Source organism: Tessaracoccus zhenghani, from assembly GCF_055326325.1.
Genome location: NZ_JBUZNQ010000004.1, coordinates 43,209 through 54,797, shown reverse-complemented (window position 1 = coordinate 54,797; position 11,589 = coordinate 43,209). Strand labels below are relative to the sequence as shown.

8 protein-coding genes are annotated in these 11,589 nt (G+C 70.5%); 4 read left to right on the top strand and 4 right to left on the bottom strand.

Annotated elements, in window-relative coordinates; all coding sequences use genetic code 11:
- Positions 1-70: 70 nt before the first annotated feature.
- Positions 71-613 (top strand): WhiB family transcriptional regulator, encoded by a 543-nt coding sequence (locus ACZK4S_RS10285; RefSeq protein WP_463644176.1) that lies wholly within the window; start codon positions 71-73, stop codon positions 611-613.
- Positions 614-686: 73 nt separating this feature from the next.
- Here the strand turns inward: ACZK4S_RS10285 and ACZK4S_RS10280 are convergent, their stop codons facing one another.
- Both ACZK4S_RS10280 and serS read right to left on the bottom strand, forming a co-directional pair.
- Positions 687-1,493, bottom strand: a complete 807-nt coding sequence (locus tag ACZK4S_RS10280; protein WP_463644175.1) for an HAD family hydrolase — start codon at positions 1,491-1,493, stop codon at positions 687-689.
- A 149-nt stretch (positions 1,494-1,642) separates the two neighbouring features.
- Complete coding sequence (serS, locus tag ACZK4S_RS10275) at positions 1,643-2,920, bottom strand: serine--tRNA ligase (RefSeq protein ID WP_076062502.1); 1,278 nt, start codon at positions 2,918-2,920, stop codon at positions 1,643-1,645.
- Between the two features lie 155 nt (positions 2,921-3,075).
- On the opposite strand from serS, the gene ACZK4S_RS10270 reads away from it, so the two are divergent.
- Positions 3,076-4,263, top strand: a complete 1,188-nt coding sequence (locus tag ACZK4S_RS10270) for an MFS transporter (RefSeq protein WP_198928287.1) — start codon at positions 3,076-3,078, stop codon at positions 4,261-4,263.
- Positions 4,264-5,148 carry a diacylglycerol/lipid kinase family protein gene (locus ACZK4S_RS10265; RefSeq protein ID WP_463644174.1) on the top strand — a complete coding sequence of 295 codons (885 nt, stop codon included), beginning with the start codon at positions 4,264-4,266 and terminating at the stop codon, positions 5,146-5,148.
- A gap of 30 nt (positions 5,149-5,178) precedes the next feature.
- Here the strand turns inward: ACZK4S_RS10265 and pheA are convergent, their stop codons facing one another.
- Positions 5,179-6,093: a prephenate dehydratase gene (gene pheA, locus ACZK4S_RS10260; RefSeq protein WP_463644173.1), complete on the bottom strand. Its 915-nt coding sequence runs from the start codon at positions 6,091-6,093 to the stop codon at positions 5,179-5,181.
- A 99-nt stretch (positions 6,094-6,192) separates the two neighbouring features.
- Between pheA and ACZK4S_RS10255 the strand changes: the two genes are divergently transcribed.
- Positions 6,193-7,488, top strand: coding sequence for a S8 family serine peptidase (locus ACZK4S_RS10255; RefSeq protein ID WP_463644172.1), 1,296 nt, complete (start codon positions 6,193-6,195; stop codon positions 7,486-7,488).
- Positions 7,489-7,502: 14 nt separating this feature from the next.
- Here ACZK4S_RS10255 and eccCa read toward each other — a convergent pair whose 3' ends face one another.
- Entirely contained in the window at positions 7,503-11,564 is a 4,062-nt protein-coding gene (gene eccCa / locus ACZK4S_RS10250) for a type VII secretion protein EccCa (protein WP_463644171.1), read from the bottom strand.
- Positions 11,565-11,589 lie beyond the last annotated feature (25 nt).

The window sequence follows — 11,589 nt, the reverse complement described above, 5'->3', positions numbered from 1 at the left end:
CACCCATGGCCCGCGTTTTAGCGACAGTCTTGAACCAGCACTCCACAAGGGGATCTACGGAAGGGCTGACATGACTGCACCGACGACCGCCTGCGTCGCCTACTCGAATGTGTTCCTGCATCCGCTCCTCGACGACGGCACTGCCCCGACGTCGCGCGGCGAGCGCCGTGAGCAGCAGATGCTCCGTTCGCAGGCCGAAAAGATGTGTGCTGGCTGCCCGCTCATGGCCCAGTGCCTGACGGACGCCGTCGTGAAGTTCGACGTCTCCGGCTTCGTCGCCGGCACCACGCGTCGCCAGCGCCAGGAGATCCGCGCCCGGCTGGGCATCACGGTCACTCCTGAAGACTTCGACACCTTCGCGGGCGTCAACTCCGGCCGCCAGTTCGACCGGTACGAGATCCACCGCATGCGCGCCGCCAACCCGGATCAACCGCTGAGCGTCATCGCGGCCAAGGTCGGCTGCTCCGTCTCCACCGTGAAGCGGCACCTCCGCCGTATCGAGGCGGAAGGCGGCGTCACCCGCCCCGTCCAGAAGAAGACCCCGACGCCGGCCCAGGTCGTGGCCGTCGCCAACGACGTCAAGCGCGGTACCCGCCGGGTCGCTGCCGCCTGACCACCACCCCCTCAAGCTGAAAGGGCCACCCTCTCCCCCCAAAGGGTGGCCCTTTCTCTCTGCTCAGGCGGTGTCAGGCAGCGCCTTCAGCCTCCAATGCGGGGAACCACAGGTTCAGTTCCTCCACGACGCCGAGGTCGGCGAAGCTGCCCGTGACCGCGTCTGCGGCCGCCAGCACCTCGTCGGGGGCGTCGCCCATGGCCACGCCACGGCCCGCCCACTCGAGCATCTCGATGTCGTTTCGGCCGTCGCCGATGGCCAGCACGTCCTTCTGGTCGATGCCGAGTTCCCGGCACACCGTCGCCAGGCCGAACGCCTTGTCGATGCCCTTCGGTGCGATGTCGAGCCAGGCGGACCAGCCCACGAAGTAGGCCACCTCCTGGAGCCCGAGCCGCCCCACCAATTCACTGAACGCCTCTTCGGTGGTGTCCGGGTCGCGCACGATGACGCGGGACACCTCCTCCTTGGCCAGGTCCTCGACCGGGACGACCTCGACGTTGCCGAGCAGTTCTCCGGGCGGGAACTCCTGGCTCACCCGCCAGTGGAGCCCGTCCTGGACGGCGATGCGGGCATGGGGTGCGATCTCGCTGACCTGACGGATGACGTCGGTGGGGTCGAAGCGCGTCTCGTGCCGGATCTCGAGCTCGGGATAGGTGACCATCATCGCGCCGTTGGCCGACACGTGCCAGCCCTCCGGCAGTCCGATCTCATCGGCGATAGGTTGCGTGGCCAGCCACGAGCGACCCGTGGAAAGAACGACGGTGACCCCCGCGTCGACGGCCCTGCGCACTGCAGCGCGCACCTCGTCCGGCATGACGCCGAACGCATCGACGAGCGTGCCGTCGATGTCCAGCGCAACAAGTTGTGGTGTGAATTCCATGGCGTTGCCTCTCTTCCCTGCCCTCAGGGACGCCTGGTTGCTTGATCTGTTACCAGACCAAGCATGCCACCGATGGGTCAACCAACGGTAGAGAGCAGGCAGACTACGCGCTTCATCCGCTTGTGAACCGCGAATACGGCCCATGATCCTCAGGAAACAGGCGGGGTGATCAGGTCACGGCCTCCGAGGTACGGCCGCAGCGCCTCCGGCACATGGATGGAGCCGTCGGCCTGCTGGTGGTTCTCGAGCAGCATGATGATGATGCGGGTCATGGCGCAGAGGGTCCCGTTGAGCGTGGCGACGGGGCGCACGCCGTCCTCGAACCGGCCACGGATGCCGAGCCGGCGGGCCTGAAACTCCGTGCAGTTGGAGGTGGAGGTGACCTCGCGGTACCGGTTCTGGGTGGGCAGCCAGGCGTAGCAGTCGAACTTCCTGGCCGCGCTCAGACCGAGGTCTCCCGAGGCGACATCGAGCACCTGGAACGGCACCTCGAGGGCGTTGAGGAAATCCTTCTCGTAGCCGAGCAGCTTCTGGTGCCATTCCTCCGCGTCAGCCGGGTCGCAGTGGACGAACATCTCGACCTTGTCGAACCAGTGCACGCGGAAGATGCCGCGGGTGTCCTTACCGTGCGAGCCGGCCTCGCGACGGAAGCACGGGGAGTAGGCGACGTAGCGGCGCGGCAGCGTGCCCGCGTCGAGGATCTCGTCGGAGTGGTAGGCGGCGAGCGCCACCTCGGAGGTGCCCACGAGGTACAGGTCGTCTGCGGGCAGGTGGTAGACGTCCTGGGCGGCCTGGCCCAGGAAGCCGGTGCCCTCCATCGCCGACGGGCGCACCAACGCGGGCGGGATCATCGGCGTGAAGCCCCACTCTGCGGCCTTGCTCATCGCCAGGTTCAGCAGCGCGATCTCGAGCTGCGCGCCGAAGCCCGTCAGCACGTAGAAACGCGACCCCGAGATCTTGGTGCCGCGCTCCATGTCGATGGCGCCGTGCATTTCGCCGAGCTCCAGGTGATCACGGGCCTCGAAGCCTTCGGCCGCGAAGTCGCGCGGCGTGCCGACGGTCTCGATGATCACGCCCTCGTCCTCGCCGCCCTCGGGCACGCCGTCGATCACGAGGTTGCCCACCTGCTTCATCAGCTCGTCGAAGCGGTTGCCCGCCTCGTCGGCGTCGGCCTGGGCGCGCTTGACGTCTGCGGCCAACTGCTGGGTGCGCGCGATCAGCGCCGCCTTCTCCTCGCCCTTGGCCTTGGCGACGTCCTTGCCGATGGACTTCTGCTCAGCCCGCAGCGTCTCGAACGACGCGATCGAGGAGCGCCGGGACTCGTCTGCCGCGATGAGGTCGTCGACGAGCTCGACCGAGGCGCCGCGCAGGGCCTGGGAGCGTCGGACGCGATCGGGATCGACGCGAAGCCACTTGGGATCAATCATGCGCCCAACTCTAGCGAGCACCGGCCGCCTGCCGGGACGCGGGCGGTGTGCCCAACTCGGGTTCCTCTCCCAGCCCAGCAAGGCAGGGCGTGGCACTTCCCCCCGGGGATAGGGTGAACGTGGTCAGTTTCGTGGCCCCCATGGAGAGGCGAAGAGTGGCTAAGGCGACACGTAGGGAGCCCATCCCGACGGAGATCTGGGTGCTGGTGGCAGCCGCGTTCCTCATCGCGCTCGGGTTCGGCATCGTCGCGCCGATCCTGCCCCAGTTCGCCAAGTCCTTCGACGTGGGCGTGATGGCCGCCTCCGCGATCGTGTCGGTGTTCGCGTTCGTGCGCCTCATCTTCGCCCCTGCGGGCGGCGCCCTCATCGGCAAGTTCGGCGAACGCCGCATCTACCTGCTGGGCCTGAGCATCGTCGCGCTCTCCAGCGCCCTCAGCGGCCTGGCGCCCGACTACTGGACCCTGCTGTTGTTCCGCGGGCTGGGCGGCATCGGCTCGGTCATGTTCACGGTGTCGTCGATGGGCCTACTGGTGCGGCTGTCGCCCCCCGGGCAGCGCGGCCACACGTCGTCGCTGTACGGCTCGGCCTTCCTGCTGGGCAACATCTTCGGCCCCATCCTCGGCTCCGCCCTGTCCGGCCTGGGCCTCCGCGTGCCGTTCTTCCTCTACGCCGCTGCCGTCTTCGCCTCGGTGCTCGTGGTGATGGTGTTCCTGCGCCGCGACACCGGCGCGCCCGAGGTGCCGGGGCAGGCGCAGCCGAGGATGACGCTCAGCGAGGCCATGGCCCTGCCGTACTACCGGGCGCTGCTGGTGACCGGCTTCGCCCACGGTTGGGCCAACTTCGGCGTGAGAATCGCGCTGCTCCCCCTGATGGCGGCGGCGGTCCCCACCATCGGCGCGGCTGCCGCGGGCATCGCGCTGACGCTGTTCGCCGTCGGCAACGCGATCACCCAACAGGCCACGGGGCGGCTGATCGACAGGCTGGGCAGGCGCCCATTCCTGGTCGTCGGCCTAGGCCTCTCCGCCCTTGTCACGCTCCCGTTCGGCTGGTTCGACACCCTCACCTGGTTCTTCATCCTCTCGGCAGCGGCCGGCGCCGGCGCGGCGTTCATCGCCCCCGCCTCCCAGGCGCTGCTGGCAGATCTCATCGGGTCGAACCGCAACGGCGGCCAGGCGCTCTCGACCTACTCCATGGCCACAGACCTCGGCTCCATCGCCGGCACCCTGCTGGCCGGGGCCATCGCCGACATCCTCGGCTTCGGCTGGGCCTGGGCCGTCACCGCGTTCGTCCTGGCGGTCGCCATGCTGCCCTGGTTCTTCGTCAAGCGGCCGCGGCGGGCGTAGATGAGGGTCGCGGTCGTCGTCAATCCCGCCTCGGTGCGCCAGGGTGAGCGTTTCCGCGCGATCATCGACGGCGAACTCAGCGCCCGCGGCCTCCCTGCGGCCCGGTACCTGCTGACGACGCCCGAGGACCCGGGCGCCGGGCAAGCCAAGGCAGCCCTCGAGGCCGGCGTCGACCGGGTGCTCGTGGCCGGCGGCGACGGCACCGTGCGGATGGTGCTCGCTGCGCTGCGCCGCACAGACATCCCCGTCGGGCTGTTGCCCTCCGGCACGGGGAACCTCCTGGCGCGTAACCTCCGGCTCCCGCTGCGGCTGCGCCCGGCGCTGGTGAAGGCGCTCGACGGCACGCCCCGCCCGTTCGACCTCTTGCGCTACACGAACCTGGACACCGACGCCCAGGGCTACGCCGCGGTGATGGCGGGGCTGGGCGCGGACGCAGCCGTCGTGACCGACGCCACGGCCCGGCTCAAGCGGCTGGGACAACTGGGCTACGTGCTCGCCGGGCTGCGCCACGTGAAGGCGCGGCCGGTGCCCAGCAGGATCGCCGTCGACGGCGAGGTGCTACTGCGCGACGCCTCGCTCGTCCAGGTGGGGAACCTGGGCGAGCTCCGTGCCGGAGTGCGGCTGCTCCCCCACGCGGACGCCTCCGACGGGCTGCTCAACCTGCTGGCCGCCTCGCCGCGTCACTCACGCGACGTGCTGCGCATGATGGCGGGCGTGCTGTTCCGCACCAGGCGCGAGCCGTTCGTCGACCGACGGGTGGCGCGCGACGTGGTCGTCAACTGTGACCGCCCGGTGCCCTACCAGGTCGACGGCGACGTCATCGGCGCCGTCAGCGCCATCCGGTTCGAGGTCCTGCCCGGCGTTGCGCGGGTCGTGTCGGCCTAGGCCCCCTCGACCAGGCGCCGGGCGCCTGGCTCAGGGCAAGAACGGCAGGCCGAGGCTCTCCACCCAGGCCGCGGCCGCGTCGTACGAGTCATCGGTGAACCCGTCGCCCACCTTCGGCCGCGACTCATCGGCCCGCGGGTAGGAACCCAGGAAGTGGACGCGGGGGCAGACGCGGTGCAGGCCTTCGAGGGCCTCGCCCACGCGCTTGTCGTGCAGGTGCCCCTCGACGTCGATCGAGAAGCAGTAGGACCCCAACATCGTCTTCGTCGGGCGCGACTCGATCCGGGTCAGGTTCACCCCGCGCACGGCGAACTGCTCGAGGATCTCCAGCAGGGCACCCGAGTGGTCCTCGCGCATGTAGGCGACCAGCGTGGTCTTGTCGGCGCCCGTGCGCCGGGCCACCGGCCCCGCCTTCCCGACCTCGACAAAGCGGGTCACGGCACCCGGGTTGTCCTCGATGGCGTAGGCCAGCTCCGTCAGGCCGTAGGTGTCGCCGGCCACGCGCGCGCAGACTGCCGCGTCGTAGCGTGACTCCGGGCGCGCGACCTCCGCAGCCGCACCAGCCGTCGAGCCTGCCTCCGTGACCTGCGCCCGGGGCACCTTCTCCGCCAACCACCGGCGACACTGCGCCGCCGCGTGCCCGTGGGTCAGCACCTGCCGCACGTCGGCGAGCTGGGTGCCTTCACGGGCGTAGAGCCCGAACTCGACGGGGATCACGATCTCGGCACGGATGGCGAGCGGCTCGCCGGCGATGAGCTCGTCGAGCGTGGCCGACACCCCGCCCTCGACGGAGTTCTCGATGGGCACGACGGCGCCGCTGACCTCACCGTGGCGCACCGCATCCAGGGCCTCGCGCACGCTCGAGAACGCCACCGCCTCGTCGTCGGTGATCATGCGCAACGCCTGGTGGGTGAACGTCCCTGCGGGACCGAAGTATCCGAGCACGTCCCCATCCTCCCCCTTCCGCGCCCGCGCCCGCCAACGCGTTCCGGAAATGGCGCCGCCAGATTCGCGCTGGCCCCGCCGGCGACTACCCTGACCCGCGTGAAGCGATACCTCTGGCGCGCCACCGCGGCCGCGATGACGGCGGGCATCCTGCTGTCCAACGCCACCGTCGGGGCATCCGCCGAGGAGGTCGACGTCTTCCGGCCCACCCGCTGCGAGATCAACCAGCCCACCCCCGAGGGACAACTGCTCGACGCGTGGCACCTGCAGCGCCTCAACATGGACGAGGTCTGGCGCCTCGCCACCGGCAAGGGCGTGACGGTGGCCGTGATCGACACCGGAGTGAGCACCGCCGGCAGCCTGTACTTCGATCCGGACCAGGTGCAGGGTTTCGACTTCGTCGGCGTCTCCGACGACGAGCGCGACAAGAAGGTGAAGGTGGACTGCCTGCACGGCACGTTCGTCACCTCCCTGCTGGCGGCGGGGCTGCGGCCGGACGGCAGCACGGTCCATCCACTGACGAACTTCGCCGGCATCGCCCCGGACGTGGAGGTCCTCGCCTACCGGGCGCTGGCCCATTCCGCGGTGCAGCCCGACGAGGGGCAGCAGGCGCCGGCGCCGGAATCGCTGGAGCCGGCGGTGCGCGCCGTCAACGCCGCCGTCGACGCCCAGGTCGACATCATCAACCTCTCGCTCACCGTGCAGCGTGACGTGCCCTTCTTCGACGAGTTCGAGGCGGCCATCCACCGGGCGCTGAGCGCCGGCATCGTCGTGGTGGCCGCGGCGGGCAACGGTGACCAGAATGTCGGCCCGCTGTTCCCCGCGTCGTTCCCCGGAGTGATCTCCGTCGGGATGAGCACCGAGCAGGAGTCAGCCCACCCCCAGTCCTACGCCTGGTCCCGCGTCGAGATCGGTGCCCCCGGCGCCGGCATCGTCGGGCTGGCCCCGTCGCAGGACGACCGCAACGCCACGACGGCGAACCAGGCCTTCCACCTGGACACGGGCACGTCGTTCGCCGCACCGATCGTCAGCGGCGTCATCGCGCTGATGCTCGAGTACGACGCGGCGACGGGTCGCGAGCGGGCCTCGGCCGCGGAACTCCTCACCCGGCTGCAGCTGACGGCGGACCCGCCCCCGTCCACCGCGCCCGACGCCCAGCTGGGCTGGGGCATCGTCAACCCCCTGCGCGCGGTGCTGGACACCCGCCCCGCGCCGATGTCGAGCGAGGCCGCTGAGTTCGTCCCCCCGCCCGCACCGACGCCGGAGCCCGAGCCCGTCGACGCCCGCATGCCCGTGCTGGGCCTGGGGGTCGCCGTCGGCGCCGTGCTGATGGTGGGGCTGGGCGTGGTGGCCGCCATCGCGATCCCCGCTGCGTCTCGCCGCCGGACCCGCTGACCCCGCCGGGAGCCTCAGGACTCGGATCGGGGCAGGTGCGCCGTCTGGATGAGGCCCTTGAACGTGCGGGTGACCAACGTGCCTCGGCCGGGAGGCATGGGCGAGCCCTGCACGTCGCCGTAGAGCTTGCCCTCCTCCTTGTTGCCGCTCAGGATCAGCGCCGGGTTGACGGCGTCCTTCATCTTCGTGATCAACGGGTCACCGAACACGGCACGGCTCGCGCCGCCGAAGGCCCTGGTCATGATGATGTGCAGGCCGATGTCGCCCGCCTGGTTGATCAGATCCGAGAACACCGCCATCGGGTTGCCGGACTGGGTGGCGACCAGTTCGTAGTCGTCGACGATCAGGAACACCTCGGCGCCGGTCCACCAGGAGCGGTCGCGCAACTGCTGCTGCGTCACGTCCGGTCCTGGGAGCCGCGCGCGGACCGCCTCCGCGGTCTGCTGCAGCATGGGCGTGGCGGCGGAGGCCGACGGGTAGTAGCCGATCAGGTGCGGCGTCTCCACCTCGCCCAGCAGAGAGCGGCGGTAGTCGACGATCATGATCTTGGCTTCCTGCGGCGTGAAGCGCGTGGTGATGCCCTTCAGGATGAGGCGCAGCAGGTTCGACTTGCCGGATTCCGGGGCGCCGAAGGCCACCAGGTGCGGCTCGGTCATCGTCTCCAGGAAGACCGGCGAGAGCTCCAGCTCGTCGATGGCGAACGGGATCCGGCGGTCCGCCGGGTCGTGACCGATCGCGGGCAGATCGTTGATCTCAAGGCTCTCCGGCAGCATCCGCACCTCGGCGGCGCGCGGCCCCTTCCAGGCCTGGTTCACCGCCTCGATGAACTGGCGCTGCCCGGCGGCGACGTCGTCGGCGTCCTCCACCGAATCGATCCGGGGCAGCCCGACGAGCGCGTGCAGCCCGCCCGCCGTGATGGAGCGGCCCGGCCGCCCTGTGGGGATCGCGCCCTGCAGCTTCCGGTCCACCTCGGAGTCGAAAGCGTCGCCGAGCTTGAGTTCGATCTTGGACTGCAGCGCGTCCTTGGTCGCCGCCCGCACCTCCATCCACTTCGTGGCGCTCACCCACAGGTGGATGCCGAAGCCGAGGCCGCTGTTGGCGAGCGTCTGGATCTGCGGTTCGAGGTTCTCGAACTCGGTCTTGAGCGTCGCCCAGCCGTCCACGACGAGGAACACATCCGTCGGGAACCTGTCTGCGGGGATGGAACCGTCGCGGCGGCCCTGGCGATAGGTGGTCATGGAGTCGATGCCCAGTTCGCCGAACTGCGCCTCGCGCGCCGAGCGCAGCGACATCAGTTCCGCGACGGTGCGCCGGACACGGTCCACGTCCAGCCGGCCGGTGACCGACCCGATGTGCGCGAGGTCACGCATCGAGGTGAGCGCGCCACCGCCGAAGTCGAGGATGTAGAACCCCACCTCCTGCGGGGTGTGCGTCAGCGACAGGCCCGCGATGGCGGCGCGCAGCGCCATCGACTTGCCGGACTGCGGCCCGCCGGCGACACCGAGGTTGCCACCCGAGCCCGAGAAGTCGATCCACCAGGGATCGCGCCGCTGCTGACGCGGCCGGTCGATGAGCCCGACGGGGGCCTGGAGCCTCGCCCGCCGCTGCGGGTCCGCCACCTGCAGGCCCCGGCCCTCGACCTCGGCCAGCCCGCCCAGCAGCTGGTCCATGGCCGGCGGCACGTCGAGCGGCGGCAGCCACACCTTGTGCGCGGGCCAGCCGTGGCCCTTCAACCGGCCCACCGCGATGCTGAGCAGCGTCTCGTCGTCGTCCTCGTCCTCGACGGGGTCCTCCGCCGGGGCCGCGGCACGAGCGGGCGCCACTGCCGGTTCCGGCGCGGGGGGCGTCACGGGCATCACGTAGTCGGCGGTGAACTCGAGCACGGGGGGCGTCCAGGAGCGCGGTTCGATCACGAGGTCGTCGAGGGGGCTGTGCTGCAGCGGCGTCGCCACCGGGTCGGCGTTGCCGTGCCAGGGACCGGAGACATAGGCCGCCTTGAAGCGGGTCATGCCGGTGGTGTCGTACTTGAGGTAGCCGTTGCCGGGCGGCGTCGGCAGCTCGTAGGCGTCCGGCACGCCGATGACGGTGCGCGACTCCGCGGGCGAGAACGTGCGCAGCGCGATGCGGTAGCTGAGGAAGGTGTCGAGGCCGCGCAGCTTGTTCTCCTCGAGCCGCTGCGACGCGAGGAGCTGGTGCACCGCGATGGACCGGCCGACGCGGCCGATCTGGACGAACAGGTCGATGAACTCGGGGCGGGCCGACAGCAGCTCGGAGAACTCGTCCACGACGATGAAGAGGCTGGGCATCGGCGGCAGGTCCGCCCCGTTCTGCCGGGCGGCCTCGTAGTCTTCACGGTTCTTGAAGTTGCCCGCCGCCCGCAGCAGTTCCATGCGCCGGTCGAGTTCGCCGCTGATGGCGTCCTGCATGCGGTCCACCAGGCCGAGCTCACCCTCCAGGTTCGTGATCACCGCGGAGACGTGGGGCAGGTGTTCGAGGCCGAGGAACGTCGCGCCGCCCTTGAAGTCGACCAGGATGAAGTTCAGTTGCTCGGTGGAGTGCGTCATCGCCAGGCCCAGCACCAGGGTGCGCAGGAACTCGGACTTGCCGGAGCCCGTGGCGCCGATGCAGATGCCGTGCGGCCCCATGCCGCCCTGCGCCGACTCCTTGATGTCGAGCTCGACGGCGGTGCCGTCGTCGGCGGTGCCGAACGGGATGCGCAGGTGCTGCCGCAGGGGCCGGGGGCGCCAGGAGACGCGGGGATCGAGCGTGAGCGGATCGCCCACCCCCAGCATTGCGGGGTAGTCCTTCGGCGGCGCGAAGACGACCTCGGCGGGCCCGTCGTCGGCGGCCTGCCCAGCGGCGAGCTCCGGCATCCGGTAGGGCGCCATCGCGCGGGCGAGCATCTCGCAGTAGACGACGGGCACGTTGTCCGGCCGCCCGAACGGCGTCTGGGCGTGCGGCGTGCGGGTGGTGCGGCGGTGCAGCACGACGGTGTCGCCGCGCACCTCGAACACCGCGACGCCCAGTTCCAGGGACCGGGGAACTTCACGGTTGCCCGTGACCTCGATGGTGACGGCCTTCGTGTCCGGCGTGACGAACTGCTGCGAAGCCACGCCCTCCACGCCGTCGGAGACGATGACCGCCAGCGACGGAGGGGTGTCGCCGTTCTGCGCCGAGGTGGCCATCTGGGAGAGCTCGCCGGCCGCCGTGGCGAACATCCGGACGGGGCCCACGCCGTCGGCCTCGGTGGGGTGCTGGAGGTGCGGCAGCCACTTCACCCACTGCCAGGAGGCCTGGTGCGCCGGGTCGGCCGCCACCATGAGCGACACGTCGGAGGGCGCATGCCAGGACACCAGCTGGGCCACCATGGCCCTGGCCAGCGCCCGGCAGTCCTCCTCGTCGCCCACGAGTTGGACCGCGCGGAAGCCGCGCAGGTCCACCGCGAGCGGCACGGACTGGATCACGCGGTGCGTGCGGATGAACCGACGCAGCGCTCCGGTGGTGAGCGGCTCGAGGTCCTCGATGGGCTGCGACTCCGGCGGCGTGATCCGCTTGGCCGACTGCTGCCGGCCGACGGAGACCCGGACCGAGCCGAAGTCCTCCGCGTCCGGGCGCCGCTCCCACATCCGCATCCCGCCCACGATGGTCCACAGCGAATCCGGCGACGGGTGGCGGTAGGCCACGGATTCCCGCTGCTCGTCGGCCGTCTTGGCGAAGTTCCTGCGCACCTGGGCCAGGTAGCGGAAGTAGTCGCGGCGGTTGGCGTCGAGCTGGGCCGACTGGTCGTCGTTCTGCCGGCCCACCTGGGAGAGCATCATGCCCATCATCGAGACGGCGTAGAGGCCGCCGATGACGCCGCCGAGCGCGCCCCTGCCGCCGCCCATGCCGCCCATGTTGAACATCATCAGGCCCATTGCGAGGCCACCGGCGACCATCGGGAGCATGCGCAGCAGGTTGCCGAACGGCTTCGACGCCGCCGGAGGGGGGATCTCCGGCGGTGACTCCAGCAACAGGTCTCCGCGCGGCATCGCCGGGGGCGACACGCGCTTCGGCCGGTGGAACGTGATCTGGCCCATGAGCGCCTAACTTAATGGACCCGAG

Coding starts and splice junctions, on each gene's coding strand:
- ACZK4S_RS10285 (WP_463644176.1), top strand. CDS start 71: ATGACTGCACCGACGACCGCCTGCGTCGCCTACTCGAATGTGTTCCTG.
- ACZK4S_RS10280 (WP_463644175.1), bottom strand. CDS start 1,493: ATGGAATTCACACCACAACTTGTTGCGCTGGACATCGACGGCACGCTC.
- serS (WP_076062502.1), bottom strand. CDS start 2,920: ATGATTGATCCCAAGTGGCTTCGCGTCGATCCCGATCGCGTCCGACGC.
- ACZK4S_RS10265 (WP_463644174.1), top strand. CDS start 4,264: ATGAGGGTCGCGGTCGTCGTCAATCCCGCCTCGGTGCGCCAGGGTGAG.
- eccCa (WP_463644171.1), bottom strand. CDS start 11,564: ATGGGCCAGATCACGTTCCACCGGCCGAAGCGCGTGTCGCCCCCGGCG.